Origin of the sequence: Streptomyces sp. NBC_00385 (assembly GCF_035917155.1) — a bacterium.
In the GTDB taxonomy this organism is placed as follows: Bacteria; Actinomycetota; Actinomycetes; order Streptomycetales; family Streptomycetaceae; genus Streptomyces; species Streptomyces poriferorum.
In genome coordinates this window covers 6,286,861-6,310,153 of record NZ_CP107951.1, presented here as the reverse complement: position 1 = coordinate 6,310,153, position 23,293 = coordinate 6,286,861, and the positions used below count along the sequence as shown (strand labels likewise).

At 68.4% G+C, this 23,293-nt stretch carries 19 protein-coding genes and 1 pseudogene; 8 read left to right on the top strand and 12 right to left on the bottom strand.

Annotated elements, in window-relative coordinates:
• Positions 1 to 57 precede the first annotated feature (57 nt).
• Positions 58 to 1,371, bottom strand: coding sequence for a multidrug effflux MFS transporter (locus OG959_RS28185; protein WP_326662936.1), 1,314 nt, complete (start codon positions 1,369 to 1,371; stop codon positions 58 to 60).
• A gap of 426 nt (positions 1,372 to 1,797) precedes the next feature.
• On the opposite strand from OG959_RS28185, the gene OG959_RS28180 reads away from it, so the two are divergent.
• Complete coding sequence (locus tag OG959_RS28180) at positions 1,798 to 2,802, top strand: Gfo/Idh/MocA family protein (RefSeq protein ID WP_326662934.1); 1,005 nt, start codon at positions 1,798 to 1,800, stop codon at positions 2,800 to 2,802.
• Positions 2,803 to 2,821: 19 nt separating this feature from the next.
• Here the strand turns inward: OG959_RS28180 and OG959_RS28175 are convergent, their stop codons facing one another.
• The gene (locus OG959_RS28175; protein ID WP_326662932.1) at positions 2,822 to 4,450 is read right to left on the bottom strand and encodes an alkaline phosphatase D family protein; all 1,629 of its coding nucleotides are present in this window, start codon (positions 4,448 to 4,450) and stop codon (positions 2,822 to 2,824) included.
• A 292-nt stretch (positions 4,451 to 4,742) separates the two neighbouring features.
• Between OG959_RS28175 and OG959_RS28170 the strand changes: the two genes are divergently transcribed.
• Both OG959_RS28170 and OG959_RS28165 read left to right on the top strand, forming a co-directional pair.
• A complete protein-coding gene (locus tag OG959_RS28170) occupies positions 4,743 to 5,516 on the top strand; it encodes an SDR family oxidoreductase (protein ID WP_326662930.1) in 774 nt (257 codons plus the stop codon).
• 184 nt (positions 5,517 to 5,700) lie between these two features.
• Positions 5,701 to 6,585 carry a PhzF family phenazine biosynthesis protein gene (locus tag OG959_RS28165; RefSeq protein WP_326662928.1) on the top strand — a complete coding sequence of 295 codons (885 nt, stop codon included), beginning with the start codon at positions 5,701 to 5,703 and terminating at the stop codon, positions 6,583 to 6,585.
• Positions 6,586 to 6,621: 36 nt separating this feature from the next.
• Here OG959_RS28165 and OG959_RS28160 read toward each other — a convergent pair whose 3' ends face one another.
• Both OG959_RS28160 and OG959_RS28155 read right to left on the bottom strand, forming a co-directional pair.
• Positions 6,622 to 7,554 carry an NAD-dependent epimerase/dehydratase family protein gene (locus OG959_RS28160; protein ID WP_326662926.1) on the bottom strand — a complete coding sequence of 311 codons (933 nt, stop codon included), beginning with the start codon at positions 7,552 to 7,554 and terminating at the stop codon, positions 6,622 to 6,624.
• The gene (locus OG959_RS28155) at positions 7,551 to 8,627 is read right to left on the bottom strand and encodes a ScbA/BarX family gamma-butyrolactone biosynthesis protein (protein WP_326662924.1); all 1,077 of its coding nucleotides are present in this window, start codon (positions 8,625 to 8,627) and stop codon (positions 7,551 to 7,553) included. Before OG959_RS28155 ends, OG959_RS28160 begins: the two co-directional genes overlap by 4 nt.
• 126 nt (positions 8,628 to 8,753) lie before the next feature.
• Between OG959_RS28155 and OG959_RS28150 the strand changes: the two genes are divergently transcribed.
• Together OG959_RS28150 and OG959_RS28145 are read left to right on the top strand one after the other, a co-directional pair.
• Positions 8,754 to 9,416 (top strand): ScbR family autoregulator-binding transcription factor, encoded by a 663-nt coding sequence (locus OG959_RS28150; RefSeq protein WP_326662922.1) that lies wholly within the window; start codon positions 8,754 to 8,756, stop codon positions 9,414 to 9,416.
• 130 nt (positions 9,417 to 9,546) lie between these two features.
• Complete coding sequence (locus OG959_RS28145; RefSeq protein ID WP_442805643.1) at positions 9,547 to 9,924, top strand: VOC family protein; 378 nt, start codon at positions 9,547 to 9,549, stop codon at positions 9,922 to 9,924.
• 150 nt (positions 9,925 to 10,074) lie between these two features.
• Here OG959_RS28145 and OG959_RS28140 read toward each other — a convergent pair whose 3' ends face one another.
• Together OG959_RS28140 and OG959_RS28135 are read right to left on the bottom strand one after the other, a co-directional pair.
• A complete protein-coding gene (locus OG959_RS28140) occupies positions 10,075 to 11,328 on the bottom strand; it encodes a tyrosine-type recombinase/integrase (RefSeq protein WP_326662920.1) in 1,254 nt (417 codons plus the stop codon).
• Between the two features lie 127 nt (positions 11,329 to 11,455).
• On the bottom strand, positions 11,456 to 11,695 hold the full coding sequence (locus OG959_RS28135) for a helix-turn-helix domain-containing protein (protein ID WP_326662918.1): 240 nt from the start codon (positions 11,693 to 11,695) through the stop codon (positions 11,456 to 11,458).
• Positions 11,696 to 12,289: 594 nt separating this feature from the next.
• On the opposite strand from OG959_RS28135, the gene OG959_RS28130 reads away from it, so the two are divergent.
• Positions 12,290 to 13,473, top strand: a protein-coding gene (locus OG959_RS28130) for an IS3 family transposase (protein WP_326662916.1) whose coding sequence is annotated in 2 segments (ribosomal slippage) — positions 12,290 to 12,577 and positions 12,580 to 13,473 — 1,182 coding nt in all. Because the reading frame shifts where the segments join, the coding sequence is not laid out codon by codon here.
• Between the two features lie 12 nt (positions 13,474 to 13,485).
• On the opposite strand, the gene OG959_RS28125 is transcribed toward OG959_RS28130, so the two are convergent.
• From OG959_RS28125 to OG959_RS28110, 4 genes are all read right to left on the bottom strand, one after another.
• Positions 13,486 to 14,451 carry a hypothetical protein gene (locus OG959_RS28125; RefSeq protein WP_326662914.1) on the bottom strand — a complete coding sequence of 322 codons (966 nt, stop codon included), beginning with the start codon at positions 14,449 to 14,451 and terminating at the stop codon, positions 13,486 to 13,488.
• Positions 14,452 to 14,453: 2 nt separating this feature from the next.
• Entirely contained in the window at positions 14,454 to 14,621 is a 168-nt protein-coding gene (locus tag OG959_RS28120) for a hypothetical protein (RefSeq protein WP_326662912.1), read from the bottom strand.
• A 612-nt stretch (positions 14,622 to 15,233) separates the two neighbouring features.
• Positions 15,234 to 17,168: a UvrD-helicase domain-containing protein gene (locus OG959_RS28115; RefSeq protein ID WP_326662910.1), complete on the bottom strand. Its 1,935-nt coding sequence runs from the start codon at positions 17,166 to 17,168 to the stop codon at positions 15,234 to 15,236.
• Positions 17,165 to 19,024 carry an ATP-dependent nuclease gene (locus tag OG959_RS28110; protein WP_326662908.1) on the bottom strand — a complete coding sequence of 620 codons (1,860 nt, stop codon included), beginning with the start codon at positions 19,022 to 19,024 and terminating at the stop codon, positions 17,165 to 17,167. Before OG959_RS28110 ends, OG959_RS28115 begins: the two co-directional genes overlap by 4 nt.
• 140 nt (positions 19,025 to 19,164) lie before the next feature.
• Between OG959_RS28110 and OG959_RS38765 the strand changes: the two are divergent.
• Positions 19,165 to 19,318: pseudogene (locus tag OG959_RS38765) on the top strand (DUF5655 domain-containing protein); the annotation flags it as partial.
• A gap of 46 nt (positions 19,319 to 19,364) precedes the next feature.
• On the opposite strand, the gene OG959_RS28105 reads toward OG959_RS38765, so the two are convergent.
• Entirely contained in the window at positions 19,365 to 20,519 is a 1,155-nt protein-coding gene (locus OG959_RS28105) for a hypothetical protein (RefSeq protein WP_326662906.1), read from the bottom strand.
• Between the two features lie 168 nt (positions 20,520 to 20,687).
• Positions 20,688 to 21,434, bottom strand: a complete 747-nt coding sequence (locus OG959_RS28100) for a DNA-methyltransferase (protein ID WP_326662904.1) — start codon at positions 21,432 to 21,434, stop codon at positions 20,688 to 20,690.
• A 577-nt stretch (positions 21,435 to 22,011) separates the two neighbouring features.
• Here OG959_RS28100 and OG959_RS28095 point away from each other — a divergent pair.
• A complete protein-coding gene (locus OG959_RS28095) occupies positions 22,012 to 23,145 on the top strand; it encodes a C40 family peptidase (protein ID WP_326662902.1) in 1,134 nt (377 codons plus the stop codon).
• The last annotated feature ends 148 nt before the right edge of the window (positions 23,146 to 23,293 follow it).

The following is a 23,293-nucleotide window of genomic DNA, read 5'->3' as shown; positions in this document are numbered from 1 at the left end:
GGAGCCGGGCGGACTGACGCGGCGCTCGGAGCCGGGAGGACTGACGCGCCGCGGCCCTCAGAGCCGGGTGGCCACCTGCCGCCAGGGCCGGCACATCCCCAGGAAGCACGTCATCGCGCCGACCGCACACACCAGCTGCACGACGGCCATCGGCACGGCCGTGGCCTCGCCCGCGATGCCGACGAGCGGCGAGGCGATGGCCCCGATCAGGAACTGTGAGGTGCCGAGCAGCGCGGAGGCGGAGCCGGCGGCGTGCTTGGTGCGCATCAGCGCCTGTGTGTTGGTGTTCGGCATCGCCAGGCCCATCGCCGACATCAGCACGAACAGGCCGGTCGCGACGGGTACGAGCCCGACGTCCCCGAAGACCCCCGATGTCATCAGGAGCAGCGCCGTCGCGGCCAGCACGATGACCGCGAGGCCGAAGCCGAGCGCCTTGTCGAGGCTGACCCGGCCGACGAGGATCTTGCCGTTGATCTGGCCGACGGCGATCAGCCCGATGGAGTTGACACCGAAGAGGAGGCTGAAGGTCTGCGGCGAGGCGCCGTAGATCTCCTGCACGACGAACGGCGAGGCGCTCACGTATGCGAAGAGCGCGGCGAAGGCGAGGCTGCCCGCGATCATGTAACCGGTGAACACCCGGTCGGCCAGCAGCCCGCGCATGGTGCGCAGCGCGTCGCCGACCCCGCCGGTGTGGCGCTCGGCGGGCGGCAGGGTCTCGTGCAGCCACTTCCAGACGACGAGGGTGAGCAGGACGCCGACGACGGTCAGCACGGCGAAGATGCCCCGCCAGTCGGTGATCCGCAGGACCTGGCCGCCGATGACCGGGGCGATCACCGGAGCGACTCCGGAGATCAGCATCAGGGTCGAGAAGAACCTGGCCATCGCCTCGCCGTCGTACAGGTCACGCACCACCGCCCGGGCGATGACGATGCCGGCCGCGCCCGCGAGGCCCTGGAGGAGCCGGAAGCCGATGAGGAGTTCGGCGGTCGGGGCGAAGACGCAGATCGCGGTGGCGAAGATGTAGACGAGCATCCCGACGAGCAGCGGGCGGCGTCTGCCCCAGCGGTCGCTCATCGGGCCGACGACGAGCTGGCCGAGTGCCATGCCGGCGAGGCAGGCGGTCAGGGTGAGCTGGACCGTGGCGGCGGGTGCGTGCAATGCGTCGGTGACGGCGGGGAGCGCCGGGAGGTACATGTCCATGGACAGCGGCGGCAGCGCGGTCAGTCCGCCGAGGACCAGGGTGACGAGGATTCCGGTGCGCCGGGCTGCCGCGGTGGCGGCGGAGCCGGGTGGAGGGGTGAGGGCGGGAACTCTGTCCCCGGTGTCGGTCGTGGGTATCGGCTGGGCCCGGCTGAGGCCGCTGTCCGGCATTCTCATCTCCATAGTTGGTCTTCACAGGGAATTCCGGCCCTGGCCGGGTGGAATACGATCTCGTGACTGCTCTGACGTGATGATCAGAGCTGACGATTCTGCTGCTTGACGATGCTGAACGGTGCTCCGCCTCAAGACCTGTGAGGTACGACGGGGCCAGAACCGGCCATGCATGATCGCCCAGCCGGTAAGGCCGGTGAGCTCGTGGCGCAGATATCGGTAGGAGGCGAAGCTGAACCTTTCTCCTACGGCCCACGCCGACGAGGTCGGGGCACTCAACGTCCTACGGGCCGGGCCGGTCCGTAGGACGCCAACACGGCATAGCGAGAAGCCCCGCCCCTCACGGCGGGGAGGAGTCACAGTTGTTGAATCCGCCTCTATGCTCTCAGCTCAGCCGGAATGGTCGACACCTTTTTGGGAGCGTGCATGAGCAGGACTGTCCGTTGGGGCGTGCTGGCGACAGGTGGAATCGCGGCGACTTTCACCGCTGACCTGCAGGCGATGCCCGATGCGGAGGTGGTGGCCGTGGCCTCCCGGACGAACGCTTCGGCGAACGCCTTCGCGGAGCGGTTCGGCATACCGCGGGCCTACGGGAGCTGGGCCGGGCTCGTCGCCGACGAGGAGGTCGACGTGGTGTACGTGGCCACGCCGCACTCCGCGCACCGGGAGGCGGCCGCCCTGGCCCTGGAGGCCGGGAAGCACGTGCTGTGCGAGAAGGCGTTCACGATCAACGAGCGCGAGGCCCGGGAGCTGGTGAAGCTCGCCCGGGACCGCGGCCTCTTCCTGATGGAGGCGATGTGGACGTACTGCAACCCGGTCATCCGGCGGATGACGGAGCTGGTGCGGGACGGGGCGATCGGCGAGATCCGCACCGTGCAGGCCGACTTCGGCTTCGCGGGTGACTTCGGCGCCGAACACCGGCTGCGCGATCCCGCTCTGGGCGGCGGCGCCCTGCTGGACCTCGGGGTCTATCCCGTGTCGTTCGCGCAGCTGCTGCTGGGCGAGCCGGACCGGGTGCAGGCCGACGCGCTGCTGTCGCCGGAGGGCGTGGACCTGAACACCGGCATGCTGCTGAGCTGGGAGTCGGGGGCCAACGCCCTGCTGTCCTGCTCACTCGTCGGGCACCACCCGACGGCCGCCACGGTGATCGGGACGGCCGGCCGGATCGACTTCCCGGAGGGCTTCTTCCATCCGCGGCACTTCGTGCTCCACCGGGCGGGCCGGGAGCCGGAGGAGATCACCTCCGGACCGGGGCCGGAGGGTCTGTCGGGCATGCAGTTCGAGGCGGCCGAGGTGATGCGGGCGGTCCGGGCGGGCGAGACGGAGTCCCCGCTGGTGCCGCTGGACGGTTCGCTCGCGGTGATGCGGACGCTCGACGCGGTACGTGAGCGCATCGGCGTCCGCTACCCCGTGGACGGCCTGGTGCCGTAGGGGCTGCCGTCCCTCGCGGTCAGGCCGGGGTCAGGCCCTGGTTGCCGGCCTCCGTGACGAACGAGGCGGCCGTCGTCACGGGGGCGCCGGGCGTGGTGACGGCGGACACCGTGCGGTAGTCGGCGCGTGCCTGGCGCTCCTGGAGGGTGACGAGGGCGTACCCGCGCCGGCCGTTGTAGTACTTCATGTGCGGATTGGCGGTCGTGAGGTTCGTCCAGTTCGCGGGCTTCTCCGAGCCGTCCTTGCCGCTGGTGATCGAGGTGGCGACGATCTCCGTACCGACGGTGCGGGACGAGGGGTCGTCGAAGTCCCGCTTCAGGTCGAAGGCGTAGCCGACGTGCACGTCGCCGGTCAGCACCATGAGGTTGTCCACGCCGGTGGCCTCGGCGCCCCTCAGGACGCGGTCGCGGGACGCCGGGTAGCCGTCCCAGGAGTCCATGGAGAGCTTGTAGGCGTCGGTCGGCACATCGCGCCGCTGGGCGAAGGTGACCTGCTGCGGGACGACGTTCCAGGTGGCCTTCGAGTGACGCCAGCCGTCGATCAGCCAGCGCTCCTGGGCGGCGCCGGTCAGGGTGCGCGACGGGTCCTCGGACTCGGGTCCGGGAGTCTGCCAGCCGTCGCCGTACGCCTGGTCGCTGCGGTACTGGCGGGTGTCGAGGATGTCGAACTGGGCGAGGCGGCCGAACTGGAGGCGCCGGTAGAGCTTCATGTCCGGGCCTTCGGGCCGCTGCGGGGCGCGCAGCGGCTGGTTCTCCCAGTACGCGCGGTAGGCGGCGGCCCGGCGGATCAGGAACTCCTCGGGCGGCACGCTGTTCTCGGGGGTCTCGCCCGCGTAGTTGTTCTCGGTCTCGTGGTCGTCCCAGGTGACGACGAAGGGGTGCGCGGCGTGGGCGGCGCGCAGGTCCGGGTCCGACTTGTAGAGGGCGTACCGCAGCCGGTAGTCCTCCAGCGTGGTCGTCTCCCGGTTGAAGAGGGCGGGCAGGGTCCGGTCGGTGTAGTTACGGGCTCCGCCGGTCGCGGTGACGGCGTACTCGTAGAGGTAGTCGCCGAGGTGGAAGACGACGTCGACGTCCTCCTGGGCGAGGTGCTTGTACGCGGTGAAGTAGCCGTCGTGGTAGGCCTGGCAGGAGACGGCGGCCAGGGACAGTTCGCGCTTGTGGGCGCCGGGGGCGGGCGCGGTACGGGTCCGGCCGACGGGGCTGGTCCACTGTCCGGCGCGGAAGCGGTAGTAGAGCACGCGGTCCGGTGCGAGGCCCTTGACCTCCACGTGGACGCTGTGGTGGAACTCCGGGTGGGCGGTGGCGGTGCCGCGCCGGACGACGTACCGGAAGCGCTCGTCACGGGCCACCTCCCAGCGCACCTCGATACGGGCGGCGGGCAGTCCGCTGTCGGGCTCGAACGGGCGGGGCGCGAGTCTCGTCCACAGGAGGACGGATTCGGGCAGCGGGTCGCCGGAGGCGACGCCGAGGGTGAACGGGTCCTCGCCGATCTGCCGGGTGTCGAGCTCTGCGGCGCTCGCCGCTCCCGCGGCCGGCAGGCCGACGGAGAACGCGAGTGCGGCGGCGGCTCCGGTGACGGTGAGAAAGCGGCGGCGGCCGGTGTTCCGGACCGCGTCGCGCAGCTCCTGCTGGTGCGATGAGAGCGTCATCTGTCCCTCCCCTGACTGGTGATGTGGGGGAAGTCCATCGGGCCGACGCATCGGGCGGTTGTCGTGCTCGCGTCGCACGGACGTCGCCCGGATGAGGAATGCGGCAGGAATGGATCCCCAGGGGCAAACTCCGCGTACGCGGCAAAACCATGATCATTAACTTCGGGTGCGGCAGCCGGGGAATCGCCGGTGCCGCGTGCGGGAATCACCCGCGGGACGCGAACCCCCCACCCGGACGCGCCGTTTGCCCCCGGCCGCATCCTCCGGAGCGGGCGGCGTACGCTGCCGCACCATGAGCAACAATCTGTTGAACTCCGCGACGAAGACGGCTGTGGTCACGGGCGCGGGCTCCGGAATCGGCCGCGCGGTGGCTCTGGCACTGTGCGGCGCCGGCTGGTCGGTGGCGCTCGCGGGCCGCCGCCCGGAGCCCCTCGCCGAGACCGCCGCGCTGGCCGGTCCGGAAGCCCAGGTGATCACCGTCCCCGCCGACGTGTCGCGCCCGGACGACGTGGACGCCCTGTTCTCCTCCGTACGGGAGTGCTTCGGCCGCCTCGATCTGCTCTTCAACAACGCGGGCACCTTCGGGCCGCGCGCCGTTCCGGTCGAGGACCTCGCGTACGACGACTGGCGCACGGTGGTCGACGTGAACCTGACGGGGGCGTTCCTGTGCGCGCAGGCGGCGTACCGGCAGATGAAGGAGCAGGACCCGCAGGGCGGGCGGATCATCAACAACGGCTCGGTCTCCGCGCACGCGCCGCGCCCGCACTCGGTCGCCTACACCGCGACCAAGCACGCGATGACCGGTCTGACGAAGTCGCTGTCGCTGGACGGCCGCCCGTACCGGATCGCCTGCGGCCAGATCGACATCGGCAACGCCGCGACCGAGATGACCGAGCGGATGCGGACCGGGATCCTCCAGGCCAACGGCGAGCTGGCGGTGGAGCCGGTGATGGCGGCCTCGGACGTGGCCCGGACGGTGGTCCACATGGCGGAGCTGCCACTGGAGGCGAACGTCCAGTTCACCACCGTGATGGCGACGGGGATGCCGTACGTGGGCCGGGGCTGACGGAACCGGGCGGGAAACGGCCCCCGGCGAACACGACTGACCATCTCTCGGACCCGAACGACCGATACCTGCCGGACTCGCACCCCGACTGCCGCGGTCCGGGTCCTTCCCGGTCCCGCCCGGCAGGGGGGCGGGCGGGACCACTGGGGGGAATGCCCCGGACCGCGGCGCGGTTGTGCCGCACATGACTGATCTTCCCGGGACCGATCTCCTCCGCTACACCGCCTTCTCCGCCGATCCCTCGGGCGGAAATCCCGCCGGGGTCGTGCTGGACGCCTCCGGTATGGACGAGGCGGGCATGCTCGCCGTCGCGGCGGAGGTCGGGTACAGCGAGTCGGCGTTCCTGACCGGCCGGACCGACGCCTCGGAGCCCGGTGCGCGCGGTTACGCGATCCGCTACTTCAGCCCGAAGGCCGAGGTCCCGTTCTGCGGTCATGCCACCGTGGCCACGGCCCTGGCCCTCGCCGAGCGGGACGGCCCCGGGGACCTGGAGTTCGCCACCGCGGCCGGCCCGGTGCCCGTCACCGTCGTCCGCGAGGGGACCGAGCTGCGGGCGACCCTCACCAGCGTGGAGCCACACGTCACGGACGCCGCCGCCGAGGACGTGGCGGAGGCACTGGCCGCGCTGGACTGGCCGGCCACCGATCTCGACCCGGCCCTGCCGCCCCGCATCGCCTACGCGGGCGCCCGTCATCTGGTGCTGGCCGCCGCGAGCCGTGAGCGGCTGGCCGCGCTCTCCTACGACTTCGCGCGTCTCGAAGCCCTGATGCACCGGCTGGACCTCACCACGGTCCAGCTGGTGTGGCGTGCTTCGGACGACGTCTTCCACGTCCGCGACCCGTTCCCGGTCGGCGGTGTGGTCGAGGACCCGGCGACGGGCGCGGCGGCCGCCGCGTTCGGTGCGTACCTGCGCGCCCTGTCGCTGGTCCCGGAGACCGCCTCGCTGACCCTGCACCAGGGTGAGGACATGGGCCGCCCCGGCACGCTGACCGTCACCCTGCGGGCGGGCGACGCACGGGTGCGGGTGAGCGGGACGGGCACGCGCATCCCGGACCCGGCAGGCGCGTGAGGGCCGGCCCCGCCGGCATCGGCGGCCTCAGCGGCCTCAGCGGCTGAGGAACTCCCGGTACCAGGGGGCGTGCTGCGCGAAGGACGTCCGGAAGTCCGGGCCCGGGGCCCAGCCGAGGTCCTCGCCGACCCGTTCGTCGGCGAACCAGTGGTCCACGGTGAGCATGTCGAAGTGGTGCGCGGCGTACGGGACGCCGGCCAGCCGGGTACGGGCCTCGTCCAGTGCGATCTCCGTACCCGCCCAGGGCAGGGCGAGTTCGCCGAGCACCGTGGACAGCAGTTCCGAACAGGTCACCGGCTCGGGATGGTTGACGTGGTAGACGCCGGACGGCGGCTTCGGGGCGAGCGCCGCCCCGAGCAGTGCGCGGCCCAGGCTCTCCACGTCGATCAGCGAGTGGCGGGCGTCGCATCCGGCGGGTGCCGCCGACAGGTACCTCAGCAGGGCAACCAGTCCGGGGATCGCCCACCGGTCCCCCGCCCCGTGCACGACGTGCGGGCGCAGGACGGCTCCCCCGGCCGCCAGGACGTGCTGCTCGGCGGCGATCCGGGTCAGGCTGGTGGCGGAGACGGGGGCGGGCTCGGCCGCTCCGGGAAGCAGCGCGGTGAAGGGGCCGCGGCCGTAGACGGACGCGGTGCTCAGCAGGACGATCCGGCCGGCTCCGCTGCGTACGGCCTCGTCGACCAGCGCACGGGTTCCGTGGTCGTTGACGGTCCGGGCGGTCTGCTCGTCGGAGCCGACCCGGGAGGCGCAGTGGATCACGGCGTCGACGCCCTCGCAGCTGCCGCGCAGCGATCCGGGGTCGGCCAGGTCCCCGTACACCGTCTCGCAGTCGATTCCGTCCGCCGGGGTGTCGAGGGCGGTCCGGTGGGTCATCAGACGCAGCCGGATCCCGGGCGTCGCGCGGGCGGCGGCGGCCACCCGGCTGCCGATGAAGCCGGTCGCGCCGGTGATGAGGATGCGGGGGGTCATGAGAGGTCCGTTCTGACATCGCCGGGCCCGGCCGGGTGGAGTTCCGGCGAGCGGAGGGTGCAGGTGAAAGCCGGTTCGCCGTCCTGAACGGCCCGTACGAACACTCCGGCGGGCGCGAGGGGGTCGTCGCCGTCGGCGGGGAGCGCCGTGGCCTCGATCCGGCAGGGGCGGTCCAGCTCGACGTACTGGAGGAAGTCGGCATCCATCGCCGTCGGCAGGAAGGCCGAGCCGGTGGCCGCGTGCGCGGCCTGCCGGGCCGCCTCCAGCAGCAGGATGCCCGGTACGTGATCGTTGGGCCGGCCGAAGAGTGTCGGGTGCCGGGTGTCGAGCCGCAGGAGCCAGGTGCCGGGGTCCGTGCCGGGCGACAGGACGACGTCGTTCTCGGAGGTCCTGCCGACCGTGCGCGGTGCGACGGCGGGCAGGAGGGGTATCGGGGTGTCGAGAACGGCGCTGCGGTGGCCGCGCAGCCGCTGGTACGCCGCGGCGGAGGTACAGCTGATCCGGCCGCCTCCGGTGGCGAGCACGGTGCCGCGTCGGTGCAGGAGGAGCTCGATGTGCATCGAGCCGAGGCTCCGGCCGCGGCGGCGGATCCGGGAGCAGGACACGTCCACCGTGATGTCCCACGGGTCCTCGCCCAGCTCCAGCCGCTCGGACGCGGAGGTGTACCTCAGCTCCCACATCACGAAGGCGTCGCCGACCGGCACACCGAACTGGGCGTGGGCGATCATCATCGTCGTCTGCCGCATGGTCTCGGCTATGAGCAGGGGGTCCTGGTGACTGCCGACCGGGGCGAAGAAGCGGTGGGACCGCGGCCAGTGGGCCGGTACCGAGAACTGGGTGTCGGTGAGCCGGGTGAGCCCGGTGGGGAAGACGTCGAGCGGGTCGGTCCGGTGGACCAGCTGTCTCAGCCGATCGGGTGAGCCTTCTCTGCGGCCGGGCTCCTCCCCGGCCGGGGCGCCGGCCTCTTCCGGGCTGCCGGAGGAGGCCTCGGCGCGGCCGGCACCCGTGGAGTACACGGCCCGCTCGACGCTCTCCACCGACATCGAAGCGCTGCGTGAGGTGAGCTGAACCATGAAGTTCCCCCAGGAGGATCCGAGTCAAAGGGCCGAGCCGCCCCGCAGTAAGATACTGACAGCCCGGTTTTCCTTTCCAGCCAACCCCCTGTGGCATCAACCACGCCACCAGTTAGAGAGAAGCTGATGGCACAGCAGGCGCGCGCGATCCAGACCCGCAGGTCGATCCTGGTGGCGGCCGCCGACGTGTTCGACGAGCGCGGCTACAGCAGCGCGACCATCAGCGAAATCCTGGCGCGCGCGGGGGTGACCAAGGGCGCGCTGTACTTCCACTTCGCCTCGAAGGAGGACCTGGCCCTCGGGGTGATGGACATACAGCTGCACAGCGATCCGCTGCCGCCCCAGCTCACGAAGCTCCAGGAACTGGTGGACCAGGGCATGCTCCTCGCCTATCGTCTGCGTCATGAGCCACTGGTCCGGGCCAGCGTCGGCCTGGCCATGGACCAGGCCGTGGAGGGTCTCGACCGCGGCACACCCTTTCGCGGCTGGATAGACCGGCTCGAACACCTCCTGGTGGCCGCCAAGGGGCAGGGCGAGCTGCTGCCGCACGTGAATCCGGGCGAGGCCGCGGAGATGCTGGCGGGATCCTTCTCGGGCATCCAGGTGATGTCCCAGGTGCTGTCCAACCGCGAGGACCTCGGCCGGCGGATCTCGGTCCTGCTGCACTATGTGCTCCCGAGCATCTCGACGCCGGCCGTTCTGGCCACGCTGGACATGGCCGAAGATCGCGGTGAGCGTCTGCTCCGCAGCCTCGAAACCGTACCGAGCCAGGCCGGCGCCCCCAACTGACCTCCTCCGCATGCCTCGTGACCGCCGGAACCAGACCATGCGGTCCGCAACCGGCGGCGTGAGCGCTTCGTGGACGGGGGGCGGGTCGTAAGCTCGGTGGCCCAGCGTCAGCCACCGACAGGAGCCGTCGATGTCCGTCCGCCGCGTCGTCCCCAACATCGTGACCGGCACGGGTGACGGAACCGGGGACACCTCCGGAGTCATGCGGGCCAACGCCGCCTTCTACGGGCTCCTGGGTCTCGACGAGGTCATGAACCAGGGCTGGATCATGACGCTCGCCTCGCCCTCCCATCCCACGGCCCAGGTCAGCATCATGACCGCCGACAGGACCGGCCCGGTCACGCCCGATCTGAGCGTGGAGGTGGAGGACGTGGACGCGGTGTACGCGGCGGTGGTGCGCAGCGGGGCGAAGATCGTGTACGGCCCGGCCGACGAGGAGTGGGGCGTGCGCCGCTTCTTCGTACGCGATCCGAACGGGCGCGTCATCAACGTCCTGAGCCACGCCTGAGGACGGAACTGACGCAAGGCCGCTGGTAGCGGCAGACGAGTCGGGCTGTACGCCGGGTTCTGTCCCGCTCAGAGAGCGATCACACTCTGACCTGCATGTATACCGGCACCCGGCTGGCTTCTTTCGCCCCCTGGGACTTCTCAGGGACTTTCAGCCAAGATCCGTGAACCATGCTTCGATCGCGGACAGCCCACGAGCGCCAGCCTGCGGCATGAAGTGAGTGTACGTCCGGAGTGTGAACGCCGGATCGGAGTGCCCCAGCCACTTCGCGAGCGAGACGATCGACTCACCGGCTTCGAGCATCACCGAAGCATATGTATGACGCAGGACGTGGAAGCCGTGCTCTCGGCTGGGTTCCCAGACTCGTGACGGCTTCTCTCCGGGCTGCTGCTTGGGCAGCGGCGGAATGACTCCGGCGCCGGCGAGCGCGGGCTTCCACGCCTTGGTGTTCCAGGTGGTGCGGTTGATCGCACCACGACGCCCGGTGTAGACGAGCAGCGGGACGGTCACCTTGCGCCGGTCCTCGCGTGCGAGGTCGGCCTCCTCGGGATCCAGCCAAGGCAGTGTCACGTCGATCGGCTCGAAGCGCTCCTGGTGCGTGAGGAGCCGCTTCGCGAGAACCTTCGGCAGAGGCGCGTCGCGCTCCTTGCCGCCCTTGGGCGGACCGAAGTACAGCTGCGACTTATGCATGAGGACCTGCCGCTCTATGTGCACGGAGTCACCACGAACGTCGCCTGGGCTGAACCCGAACGCCTCCCCCTGCCGGAGCCCACACCCGACCCCGAGGTCAAGTGCGATCTGGTATCGGTCGGCCAGCGCCTCGCGTACGGCATCAACGCGATCCTGCTGCCAGGCGCGAGCCTTGCGCTCCGGCTTCTTCGGCGGTTTGATCGAGCTGCTGCCCTTGCACGGGTTCCGGAACAGACGCTTGTCCTCGACCGCAGCCTGCATGATCGCCTTGAGGTACACCCATGCGACATATGCCGTGCTTGAGGCCAGTGACCGCTGCACATCGGCCGACCACCTACGCAGCTCCGCGACGCCGATGTCCTTGAGCGCCAGCTCTCCGAGCTGCGGCAGCACGTGCCCCCAAATCCGGTGCCGCATGCTTTCCAGCGTCTGAGCGGGATGCACCTGGGACGGCCACCAGTGCTTCTCGACATACTCACGAAGGCTGATCGCACCGTCGCGCGCGTCGACGAAGTCCCCTCGTCGTGCGTCGGTCTGCGTCTCGGCCAGCCACGCCTTGGCATCCGTGACCGTGTCAAACGAACGGTCCCGGACGCCAGGTATCCCCTTGACGCGGTACCGCGTGCACTTGCCCCACAGTCCCGTGCGTTCGCGCTTGCCCGTCTCCTTGTTCGGCCGCTTCCTGAGCCACCGGTCCTCGATGTAGCCCGCCATGCGCACCTTCTCCTTGGCCTGGTCATGGTTCGCGCGGCGCGAGTTGCGTCGCGATCAGACACACAGACGATCTCTGCGTGCATGAAATTCCGAATACTGCTGATCTCCTCGGAACTGTTTCCCCAGGTCAAGCAGCGCGTCGTCGTTCGCGCTGCTGCGGCGCTGCGTTCAGGGGGTTAAGAATCGGGTTCGACCGCGAGTCAGCCTGCTGCTGGTCGCTGAGCCACGCGTCGAGCAGGTCGCGGCGGTACATGACCCGCCCGCCGGACCCCATCCGGAAGCTGGGCGGCCCTTGCCGGCGGTGGCGCCAGACGTAAAGGGTGTTCACCGAGACGCCCATGTACGTCGCCGCGGTCTGGACGTTCATGAAGGCAGCCTCAACGCCAAGCTTGGACTGGTTACGCATCACGTGTCTCCGAGGTAAGTGCTGCCGAAGCAGCGGACGTTCCGTCGCCTCGCCTGCGCGCCGAGAAGCTGCGCATGTCTACTGGCGAGGAGCACCAGGGTCCGTAGAAACAGCGATTTTGAGCAGCTGGCTCATCGTGATATGGCAAGCACTATGCCGCTGGGGAGACCACTGACTGCCGTCGGCTGGCGCCCCGCGCCGTCGCCGCCCCAGCTGAATGAAGATCTCCAGCACAGACAGCTTCTGAACTGGAGATTCAGAAGAGCCGCCTTCACGGGGGCAGCGCCGCGGGCCTGGTCGTGCTGTGTCGGTGGTCAGCTCTGGAGTGTGGAGCGGCGTCGCCGAGCCCGCCGGAAGGCCAGCTCACCCTCCGCACTCAGGCCTCCATCCCGCCTCTGAATGTGCCCGGATGCGTGGGGTAGGCGACATCCAAGGCGTGCATGAGGGACATGTAGCGACCCAATTCCGCAGCCCAGTCAGGCTCGGTCGGGACTGCTGCACGCGTAGGTGACACCTGACCTGGCTTGCTGAGAGGCGGCCTGGAAGGATGTTGCAGTGCCCAAGCCGTACCCCAAGGAATTCCGCGAGGACGTCGTGCGGGTCGCACGCAACCGCGAGCCCGGCGTCACGCTGGAACAGATCGCCGCCGACTTCGGCGTCCACCCGATCACGTTGTCGAAGTGGCTGCGCCGCGCCAACACCGACGAGGGCGGCGCCAAGCCCGCACCGGTGTCGGGTGAGTCGGCCGAGCTGCGCGAGGCCCGTAAGCGCATCCGGCTCCTGGAGCAGGAGAACGAGGTCCTGCGCAGGGCCGCGGCGTATCTGTCGCAGGCGAACCTGCCGTCAAAATGATGTACCCGCTCGTCCGCGAGCTGGCCGCCGCCGCTGACCCTGACCGGGTGCCGGTGGCGGTGACGTGCCGGGTGCTCAATCTGGCCCGCCAGCCCTACTACCGGTGGCTGGCTTCACCGGTCACCGACACCGAGAGGGCCGAGGCATACCGGGCCGACGCCCTGTTCGACGCGCATCGCGACGACCCGGAGTTCGGACACCGTTTCCTGGCCGACGAGGCCCGGGCGGCCGGTGAGGCCATGGCCGAGCGGACCGCCTGGCGGATCTGCCGCGACAACCGCTGGTGGAGCGCGTTCGGCAAACGCCGAGGCCGAGGCAAGAACACCAAGGCCGGCCCGCCGGTCCATGACGACCGGGTCCGGCGGGACTTCACTGCTGCCGGGCCGAACCGGCTGTGGCTGACGGACATCACCGAGCACGCCACCGGCGAGGGCAAGCTCTACCTGTGCGCGGTCAAGGATGTGTACTCCGGCCGCATCGTGGGCTACTCCATCGACGCCCGGATGAAGTCCAGCCTCGCCGTGAGGGCTCTTGAATCCGCGGTGGCCCGTCGGGGCCAGGTCGCAGGATGCATCGTTCATTCCGATCGCGGGTCGCAATTTCGCTCACGGAAATTCGTCGCCGTTCTCGCACGTCACAGCATGATCGGATCGATGGGGAGAGTCGGTGCAGCCGGCGACAACGCGGCCATGGAGAGCTTCTTCGCGCTGCTGCAGAAGAACGTCCTCGACCGCCGTTCCTGGGTCACCCGCCAGAAACTACGGATCGCGATCGTGACCTGGATCGAGCGCACCTACCACCGACGCCGACGCCAGAAACGCCTGGCCCGATTGACCCCCGTCGAGTACGAAGCCATCATGACCCCACCCGCAGCCCTGGCTGCATAACCCCACTGTCACCTACGCGTGCAGCAGTCCCGTCAGGTACTGGACTGTGTTGAGGGCGACGGCGGCCAAGCCGGGTGCCCCCTCTGGTGTGATGCCACCGGAAACGGCCCACTCCCGCCACATCACATCTCCGGTCAGCGGGGCGAAGATCTCCGGCTCGACCGAGGAGCGCCGCAGCAGGTCGTGAAGGGCGCCAGTCGCCAACGTGCAGGTGTGCACAGCGTGGCATAGGTCCCGGTCGTCGGCCGTCTCTACGGTGCGCACCATGCCGGGAAGGCCCTGAGCCCACGGGGACTGTGCCAATAGGTCGGTTCCAGCGAGCTCAGCTTGTCGGCACTCCTCACGCATACGCTCGATCATCTCGGTGTGGTTCGGCATGGCCTGTTCCAGCGCTCCTAGCAGCTCCTCGCTCCCGAGGTCGGCAGCGCCGCCGAGCAGCAGCCGGGCGCCGGCATTCATCAGGGCCCGGTGGAAGACATTCGGGAGGGCGCCCGGCGAGCGGGGCAGTTCGAGCCCGGCTTCGGCAGCGTGGGCGCGCAGAGTTTCGTCCAGGTCGCGCCGCGGCAAGCGGCGCTTCCCCAGCACCTTCGTGGCTGCGGCCTGTCTGGCCTTGAACGCCCGGTCGGAGTTCCCGGTGGGAATCTTGTCGACGCCCGCCCGCGCCAGCGGCCGTTTCAGACTCGCGACCAGGTCCGTCCGGAGCCGCTGAGCGCTGTCAGTAGTGGCGTTGGCGGCCCACAAGTGCCACCCGATCCACCCCATGCCGCGGCCCTGCCGCGCGGTGATCGCCAAGTGCAGGGCCTGATGCAGGATGTGGGGCTGGATGGTGGGGGAGTCGGGCTCGAACCAGGCCGAAGGCTTGGGAAGCCAGCTGTTTTGTTGCCAGCGCTCCACTTGCGTCGGGGTGGCCTTGAACCCGTGCTCCTTAAGGGCTCGGACCAGGGCAAGGTGGGCGGTGGACGGCTTCGTGCGGGCCATGGTCAATTCCCCCGGTCCTGGCTACCGATGGTCAGGACGGAGTACAGGGCGACGGCAGTTCCAACCGCACTCGCCCATGCCTCGCTCTGCGCAGCTGCGACGGCGGCGACCGTCACCAGGAGCAGCACGGACAAGCAGGGGCCGACGCCTCCGCCAGGGTTGGTGTTCACGTACGTGGTCCCTTTCGTGAGGTCCTACTGCCGGGTGTGCCCGGCAGTGCAGCCCGACCGCGTGGATCCGGGGCGGTGCCGCACCTCTAGGAACCCACAACGTCTCTCGCGAGATGCAGGAAACTTCGCGGGGTTGCCGTCCGTCACGCGCTGCCGCTCCCTTAGGTAGGCCATTGACCAGGGGTAACGCCGGTCAGGCCGGAGTGCTCCAGAAACGCGAAAAGGCCCCCGAGGGCTTGGTCGTGCTGTTGGGTGGTCAACTCTTCGGTGTGGAGCGGCGGATCACGGGTCGGTCGACGGGGAGGTGGACCTGTCGACAGCCAGATGAAGTATCGGCCCTTTCGCTCACCCTGAACGAGAAGCGCACCGACAAGCGGTAGAGCCCTATGCCCGACTGATGGCCTCATGGAAGGGACCGCACCGCACAGCGGCCAGCACTTCCAGGGTGCGATGGGGAGCCGGAACGAGTAGCCCTGGTCATGGAGAGGGCACGCCAGCAGCCGAAGTTGAAGGCGAAGTCGAACCGCCGCGGGCGCTCAGCTCGACCGGAACAATCGACTGCCGCCCCTGAATGCTCTGCTGATCGCTGTACGGAACTGGATTGGCACCTGACTACTCTGCAGTAGGAGCTGTAACCTCATGGATTTGCCACCCAGCGCGGTGGAGGGCTGTGCGGTGCGGGTTGGCGCGCTCTTCGTGGATGGCCAGGGCGAGCAGATGGCGTGGGCGGGTGGCAGCGACGAAGGCGAGCTGCGCTGCGTGAAGCTTGGGGCCGGTCAGGTTCGTGCTGGGGGTATCGCCGAGGATGACCGGTAGGAGCGTGCCGAGATCGTGGGCCGTTGCCTTGTGGTTAGCGCATTCCAGGATGAGCGTGGCCGCGTGGGTTTCGCCTTTCGCGCTGGCAGTCGTGGTAACGATCACGGCGGGGTTAGCATCATCGCCAACCGGAAGGGCGGGCTGCGCCCTGGGGGCGGCAGTGTGAGTCAGCCAGGCAGTACGCAGTCCGGGGGTTACCTGATGGTGCATACCGGTGAGGTCGGCCAAGAGGTCGAGGAGGTTCGTGGTTGCCTTCTCCCACGAGCTGGGATCGTCCAGATCTGCTGTCAGGATCCCGTACAGGGCGATTCGCGCTCGGTGTCCGTCCTGGCCCGGCGTCCTGTCCAGTCGGGACAGGGCGGGGATGGGAAGCGCAGCGCTCCCGGCTGTGGCAGGTGCGCACAGCTGCCGGGCGAGCTCGCGGCAGGACTCCCACAGCCGGGAGATTGCCCTAGCGCCGCTCTCGCGGTGTGCTGAGATTCGTTGGGCCGCGCGTGCCGCTGCGATCAGCCTGCCTTCCTCCGCACGCGCCGCTTCGGTGGTGAAGTCGGGTATGTAGCAGGTGATGGCCTTGGGGAAGAGTTTTGAAGTGCCGGGATCGGCTCGTCCCCCGACGACTCGCGGGGGGCAGTCGGCCAGTGCCTCGGCGGGGACGGTGTCCGTGGCCAGGCGTTCGAAGGCGTGCACGACGTGCCTGATGGTGTCCTGGCTGTACACCAGGACCGCCAGGACACCATCGGGACCAGCACCGTGAATGTGCTGGGAGCGGTGGACGGCCAGTCGGCTGGCGACGGCTGCGATCTGGGGACCGAAGCGCTGGCTCACGGACAGGTCGGTTGCATCGGCCTGAGGGAAGTCGCGATCGGTCGAGGAGGAGGCGTCGAAGATGCGCTGGTTGATGTCGCCAACACATTGGACGACGCTGCCGCCGTGTCCGAACACGCGCTGTATCAAATCCTCTTGGGCCTGATCGGTGTCCTGCATCTCGTCCAGTAGGACGAATGGGAACCGTGCACGCAGAGCGCCGACCAATGACGGGGTGCTGTGCAGATACTGCGCGGCGATGGCAAACATGTCCCGGTAGCGGAAGATGCCACTTTCGCGAAGTCTTTCCTTCAGTGCCCAGAGCTCCTGATAGCTCTTGGTGTGTTCACCGAAGCCCATGGGAACGAGCCGCAGGTCGCCGCTGGCCTGGTCGAAGTCGTAGGTGGAGCCGGTCACCACGCCGAGGCCGTCGTCATGGCGTCTAGACAGGGCGCCGCGCAGCGTCCAGTACCCGCGTGAGCCGTAGATCCGCTCGGCGTGCGCCGCATAGGTGTCGTTGTCGACGACCTGGACCTCAATACCTTGCGATCGCAGGGCGGGCAGGGCCAGGAAGGTGTGTACGAACGTCTGGATGGTGCCGACGAAGTGCGGATACCGCAGCAGCCGGATCCCCAAGGGAACGCTGCCGGCCCCCAGGCGCCCGGTGATCTCGTCCGTCGCGGTGTTGGTGTGCGACAACACGCATACCCCGCGGTGCGGCGAAGTCCACGCCTCGGCCACCAGCGCCAGCTTCAGGGCGACGAGGCTCGTCTTGCCCGACCCGGGCGCCGCCTGCAAGTGCAGGGAATTAGTGCTGCGCAGAAACGCCCGCTGCTCCGGCAGCTTCGTGGTCAACCCCAGCCTTGCGGCCACGGCGTCAATACGCTCGTCGGTGAACGCAGAAGCGGACAGCGGAAGAGCGTTCACTGCTGGTTCCCGCCGGCTAGGTAGCTGAACGCCTCCACCAAGTAGGGCGGCACGTCGTCAGCAGTGATCGAGGTACCGGCCAAGAGCTGTGCGGCATGCTGCGCGGTCACCGCCTTACTCTTGTTGTCCACCCGCAGGGGGCGGTAGATCTTCAAGGCAGCCCTCTCCAGCGAGTCGCCGGCCAGCCTCCAATCCTCGATCTCCTTGGCCGCTCTTTCTGTGATCGCAGCGATCTCCTGTTCATCGGGCCAGCCACTGGCGCAGGCGCACTGGACGGCCTGGTGCATGAGGGTTGCCATGGGCCAGGAAGCCCGGGCCAGGTCGTACTCCAACGTCCACCAGTTGGACACGAAGGTCCGAACGCTACCGCCGTCCCGCTTGCGCTTTGCGTCAGCACGGGCGGTTATCTGCTCAGATGTCATCTCGCCAACGGACGGAAGCTTCTTTCGCATCTCCGCGTCGGCGCTCGCGGGCGCGATGTCCAGGTCCGTGATGCACGCGACGCGAACCGGCAGAACAGTTCCGTCCTGCCGCTGGAACACCCGCGAGTACCGGAACAGCCCCACCGTACCGACGTTGACCACGCTCACGCCGTTCTGTGCGAAGGGATAGCCCAGCTTTCCCGCCAACGACGGCAGCAGCAGCGCCTCGGCATCTCCTTCGACCACGGCGACACCGCGGGCGAAGAACAGATTTGCCCTGGTCGCGTCCAGGAACCTGGTGAGGTAGGCATAGTCCGAGGCATCCAACTTCGTGTGCTGGGGCTCAAGCGAGTACACCTCGCCCCGAAGGACCAATCGCAGCTGCTCCACCGGGACCGTTGAGGCGATGTTCGGACTGTGCGTCGTCACGATCACCTGTACTGGCGCCGGACTCGTCGATTTCTCCACCAGAAGGTCCACCACCCGGCTCTGCAACTGCGGGTGCAGATGCGCCTCGGGCTCCTCAATGAGCAGCAGCGGCGAGAATCCCCGTTTGCCGAGCAGCAGCAGCTCCGCCGCCATGAACAGCGCGTTGTTGTAGCCCAATCCGTGACGCGTCGCGTCGCTCCGCCCGGCCTCCGGGGCGAACGTGAGTTGCAGCCGTTCAAGCGCATTTTGAAGTGACGCGGCGGCGCCCACCCCAATTGCGGTGGAGAGTACGTCGTTGCCGATGGTGAACTTGCTCAGGTAGTCCTTGTTGATCTCGTCCCGGGCACCCTGCACGAGTGAGTTGGCGTTGATGTGATGCTCGGCCCGGTGCATGATGCCCACCAGCGTGCTGGCAGCGTCCCCATCGATGACGAAGTCGCTGTCCTTCTGGCTGTCCATGGACGGATAATGAGTGAGGATCTGCGACAGCCGAGAGTTGCGGCCAGCCCGCATTTCCGCCTCCGCATCCCGTAGAGGCCTCAGATACGTGGCGCTCAGCAGCTCCCGGGCCGCACCATCTAGGGATATATCGCCGGCGCGGACCGTGACCGATACGCGGTGAGGGAGCAGAGGGTCCAGAACCTCCGCGCGCAGGGTCACTTGCAGGAAGGGTCTCTCGGAGCCGGGTGCGGTGAGGAACTCTAGGAAGGCACCGGTCTCCTCCTCGCTGAGATCGCGAAAGGTGCAGGCGATGGAGAGGGCCGTGGCCTGCCCCTCCGCGCCGCAGTGGAAGTCATCCGGAGAGATCCGAAAGTAGTCGGCGGACGAGGTCAAGCACAGGCGGATGGCGTCGATGATCGCCGATTTACCGCTGTCGTTCTCTCCAACCAGCACGGTCAGTCCGCAGCCGAAGGACACATCGAGAACCGGTCCTGACGAGGGCTCGTCATCGTCCCCCGAGCCGTATAGCCGGAAGTTCTCCGCCCGCACATTGGCTAGGTACATATGCCGCCCCCTTGCACCTCGTGACACTTCAACCCGAATGCCCCCACGTGCCGCGCCAGTATGCCAGCACTCCCCCACGGATCCCTGTCGATTGGCGTCGACCGGTCCCCCGTACCCAAGACGATGTACTCGCACGAGTGCTCGACCCGGACACGGTCGAGCTGGTGGAGGACTACCCCCGACATGCGCAGCATCGGCCACCTCGGGACGGGCGACCTGGAGGTGCGTATCGCCTCGGCGGCCGACCTGGAGAAGGCGGGACAGCTGATACGGCGGGCGTTCGAGGCGGCCTGACGTACGAGGCGAGAACGGTGATGGCCTGCTGCGGAGCGTAACCCCTTCACACCTCAAGAAGCCCTTCTTCGAGCTGCGCCCAACTTGGTCGAGTGCCGCCGATCTCGCGTACCACGGTGAGGAGGCGGCCCTCCAAGTGGACGTCAGCCCGTGCCCCTGCCAGCTCAATGCCTTCGGGGTAGCGGCCGGCACGGCGCTCCTCCGACGGGTACTCATCGAGGACACCGATCAGAACCTCGTGCCGGGCAGCGCCCAGATCGTCGGCTGGCGCCCAGGCGCCTCGCACGGGTACGCCCGCGAAGCTTCCGACAGGCGAGGGGGCCGTCTGGTAGAGCGTATCCAGGATCTGCTCCACTCTCTCGTCCGTGCGGTCGCTGACGGCTGCCACATTGGTACGCGGCCTCCGGAGCAGCAGGCCCGGGACGCCGCTTTCCATGCCGTCGTCCGGCGCTCGCCCCCGCTCCCGACGCGGCGAATCAATCCACCAGTCTTGTTCCTGCTCCTTCTGGATCAATCCGAGTTGCACGGCATCACCGCCCCACCACTCGGCTTTGGGAATGAAGATGTCGACTCCCACGCCGATCGCGCCGATCCACACCCAACTCATGAAGTACGGGTGAGCGTTCAAGTCAGCCGACCAGGCGGCAAGCTCAAGGAGCCGCTTCTTCTGGTTCGAGTCCGCGTTCATTGGGAACAGCGTTTTCGCCGCCCGATGGCGTCCACGCGCTTCTCCGGCGACAGGGCCGTTCGGTAGGTGGAACAGGAGGTCTGGTCTCACCCCGAAGGTCCCGTACTTCGTCTGCAAAGGGCCGGGCGGGAGGACGTCGAAGCTATGGAGAGTGCTGCGCCCCGGTTTCCAGGAGAACAGCTCCTCGCTCCCGGCCGTCATCACGCCGAGGCCAGCACACTCGCTGATGAACCGCCGGACGTGTAGCGACGTAGCCAGCAACGACGGGTAGTCAACCTGAAGGGCCAGCCCGCTTGGGGCAGCGAGATAGCTGGTCAGTAGCCGGGCCTCGTGCAAACGGACGCGGTAGTCGACTTCTCGCCGGAAGTCGCAGGCCAGCGCGTTGATGTGAACCAACCGAGAGAGATGGACGGGTAGGTCCATGCTGCCGAGCTTTTTGGCGTGAACCCCGGGATCGCCACCCGCCCCCGGAACGATCTCGAACTGCCAGATCCTGGCGCGCACAGTGTTCATGTCGGCAGCTTACGAAGCCCCGCCGTCAACTGAGGGACAGAGCACAGCCCCCGCAGTACGCCGCCCTCCGGGTGGCCCTCCCCTGGGCGAGGATGGCTGGTGCATGTTTCCAAGTGCGCCAACCATCCTGCCTGTGCCCGCGCTGGCGGCGGTTCCCCGTTCTGCTTCTCATACCCCTGGGGCTGCCAGGACGAAGTCGTTTTGGGTCAGCTCTGCTCGGAGCCTCTGTTCAGCCACGTCGGCGTAGTGCTCGGACAACTCGACGCCCACGAACCGGCGACCCTCGCGCAGGGCGGCGACGCCGGTGGAGCCGCTGCCGGTGAAGGGGTCGAGAACGGTGCCGCCCTCGGGGCAGACCTGGACGAGCTGCTGCATGACCTCGATCGGCTTCTGGGTGATGTGGACGCGGTCCTTGCGGGGCTGGGAGGCGATGAAGTGTCCGGGCAGGTAGAGGTCCCGCCCCTTGGCCAGGCTGCCCTTGACGCCCCACGTGATGAACTCGGCGGACTGCTTGAACCCGCCCTTGCGCGGCCGGCTGGCGGGCTTGATCCACGGGATCGTGCCGCTCCAGGTCCAGCCCGCCATCTGCAGAGCGTCGGAGGTGGTCGGTTCCTGGCGCCAGTCCGAGAAGACGAGGGCCACCGCGTGCTCAGTGGAGGCCCGGTACGACTCGGTGAGCAGGGCAGTCAGCCAACTCCGATAGCTCCGCTGGTCCCGGTTCTCGCCAGGGAAGTTCTGCAGGTCGTGCGCGGATCCGCTGGTGACGTACTTCGCACGAGCGGTGCGGCCGGTGCGGTCCGAGCTGGTACGTCCGCCGGAGTTGTACGGCGGGTCGGTAATGACGGCGTTGACGCTCTCGTCCGGGAGGGACTTCAGCACGGTGAGGGCATCGCCTCGGTGCAGCGTGTAGCTCATGTGTGGGGCCTCTTTCAGCGCGCGGCAGGGCTGTGCCCGCTCCAGACGGCGTTCAACAGCAGTCGCTTCGAGCGGGGTTGTGCCGGAGATTAGCTGCGCGTTCCGGCCGTACCTAACGAGCCGCTTCAGGCTACTGGGTCGGGTCCGGGAGCCGTTTGGTGCGGCCGGAATCCCGGTCTACCGTCTCGCCACGTCACCAGGTCGGAACCTCGTTTCACACCCGTTGACCTGCGCTTATCTACGTTGCCTCGTTCGGACGAGCAGCGTGGCAGGCCCGTTACCTCTTCTTCCCTGAAGCCGTAAGGAGATCCGTTGTATCGCCTGAGATTACGAGCGCGGCAGGCTGCCGCGCATGACCTGAGACCGGCGTCCGGGAGCTGCCAACTCCCCTGACCCAGGCCCGTCCGAGAGGCGGATTCACATCGGCGTGGTGCCGGCGGCTTTGCACGAGAAGCCGGTACCACGCCTCCTACGAACATCGAGGAGCCGCTGCGATGCAGCATGGCCTGATATCCCCGCGTCCCGACCCAGCAACGTTGTCCGGCCGGTATCGCCGTCTCGGTGAGCGGTGTCTGCGGTGAAGAAGACCACCGGAGCCGTCGTCGGTCTCTTCGCGGCCGGTCCGCTGCTCCTGGCGGTTCCGATCCTCGCCATCGGCGCTGGGGCGGCTTCGGCCTCCTGCTCAACCGGCGGTACACCGTCTGTGGATACCTCAGCCGTCGCCGCTCAGGTGAAGGCGATTCTGGACGGCGGCGGAAAGGACGCGGTCTCCGTGCCGGGACTGGATAATCCGGAGGAGCAGGTGCCCAACGCCAAGACGATCCAGGCCACCGGCGTCGCGATGAACGTTCCGGCCCGTGGGCAGGTCGTGGCTCTGGCGACGGCCCTGCAGGAGAGTGGGCTGCGGAACCTGACCTACGGTGACCGCGACTCGCTGGGGCTGTTCCAGCAGCGTCCGTCGCAGGGATGGGGCACCGCGAACGAGATCCTCGACCCGGTACATGCCTCGACCAAGTTCTACGAGGGGCTGAAGAGGGTCTCGGGCTGGCAGTCCCTCTCTGTCACGCAGGCCGCTCAGGCGGTGCAGCGGTCCGGTTTCCCGGAGGCCTACGCCAAGTGGGAGCCCCTGGCCACCGCGTTGCAGCAGGCGATCGAGGCCCTGCTACCGACGGCCGACGGAGCGTCAACGCCTCCTGCGCCGGGCGGTTCAGGGAGTACCACCGGCACTGCGGGCGGCTGCGCGACGGACGGGGACGGTACCGACTTCGGGACCATCCCGGCGGGTGCGGTGCCTGACGGGTACGAGATCCCCGCGGACGCTCCGCGAAAGGTCCAGACGGCGATCCGCTGGGCGCTCGGCCAGCTCGACACCCCGTATCAGTGGGGTGGGAGCTGCACCGATTCCCATGGGCCGGACCCCATGGGAAGGTGCGACTGCTCCTCGCTGATGCAGCAGGCGTACAAGACTGCCGGGGTCACCCTGACTCGGACGACGTACACGCAGGTCAAGGACGGTAAGTCGGTGTCGTCCGACGCTCTCCGGCCGGGTGATCTCCTCTTCACCGAAGGGTCGGTCAACACTCCTGAGCATGTCGGCATGTTCATCGGCCAGGGCCTGATCATCCACGCTCCGCGCACGGGTGACGTGGTCCGCATCACAACCCTCGCGGCCTGGAAATCGCAGATTCTCGCGGCCCGCCGAGTCACCTGACCTGCCGTTTTGTAGGTTCCCATTAGAGATGTCGTAATCCCAGTGTTCTGTCATCGACTTGTCGTAAGTCGCGCCTCTCAGGTTGTTACGCGGCCGCCCAAGCTAGTGCCGCATCAGACAACGTTCGCCCGGTTAATGTCCGGCGGTG

What these genes read in the sequence shown, in the direction of transcription:
- OG959_RS28185 (WP_326662936.1), bottom strand. Translation starts at nt 1,371, where the DNA reads ATGCCGGACAGCGGCCTCAGCCGGGCCCAGCCGATACCCACGACCGAC.
- OG959_RS28180 (WP_326662934.1), top strand. Translation starts at nt 1,798, where the DNA reads ATGAGCAGGACTGTCCGTTGGGGCGTGCTGGCGACAGGTGGAATCGCG.
- OG959_RS28175 (WP_326662932.1), bottom strand. Translation starts at nt 4,450, where the DNA reads ATGACGCTCTCATCGCACCAGCAGGAGCTGCGCGACGCGGTCCGGAAC.
- OG959_RS28170 (WP_326662930.1), top strand. Translation starts at nt 4,743, where the DNA reads ATGAGCAACAATCTGTTGAACTCCGCGACGAAGACGGCTGTGGTCACG.
- OG959_RS28165 (WP_326662928.1), top strand. Translation starts at nt 5,701, where the DNA reads ATGACTGATCTTCCCGGGACCGATCTCCTCCGCTACACCGCCTTCTCC.
- OG959_RS28160 (WP_326662926.1), bottom strand. Translation starts at nt 7,554, where the DNA reads ATGACCCCCCGCATCCTCATCACCGGCGCGACCGGCTTCATCGGCAGC.
- OG959_RS28155 (WP_326662924.1), bottom strand. Translation starts at nt 8,627, where the DNA reads ATGGTTCAGCTCACCTCACGCAGCGCTTCGATGTCGGTGGAGAGCGTC.
- OG959_RS28150 (WP_326662922.1), top strand. Translation starts at nt 8,754, where the DNA reads ATGGCACAGCAGGCGCGCGCGATCCAGACCCGCAGGTCGATCCTGGTG.
- OG959_RS28145 (WP_442805643.1), top strand. Translation starts at nt 9,547, where the DNA reads ATGTCCGTCCGCCGCGTCGTCCCCAACATCGTGACCGGCACGGGTGAC.
- OG959_RS28140 (WP_326662920.1), bottom strand. Translation starts at nt 11,328, where the DNA reads ATGGCGGGCTACATCGAGGACCGGTGGCTCAGGAAGCGGCCGAACAAG.
- OG959_RS28135 (WP_326662918.1), bottom strand. Translation starts at nt 11,695, where the DNA reads ATGAACGTCCAGACCGCGGCGACGTACATGGGCGTCTCGGTGAACACC.
- OG959_RS28125 (WP_326662914.1), bottom strand. Translation starts at nt 14,451, where the DNA reads ATGGCCCGCACGAAGCCGTCCACCGCCCACCTTGCCCTGGTCCGAGCC.
- OG959_RS28110 (WP_326662908.1), bottom strand. Translation starts at nt 19,024, where the DNA reads ATGTACCTAGCCAATGTGCGGGCGGAGAACTTCCGGCTATACGGCTCG.
- OG959_RS28105 (WP_326662906.1), bottom strand. Translation starts at nt 20,519, where the DNA reads ATGAACACTGTGCGCGCCAGGATCTGGCAGTTCGAGATCGTTCCGGGG.
- OG959_RS28100 (WP_326662904.1), bottom strand. Translation starts at nt 21,434, where the DNA reads ATGAGCTACACGCTGCACCGAGGCGATGCCCTCACCGTGCTGAAGTCC.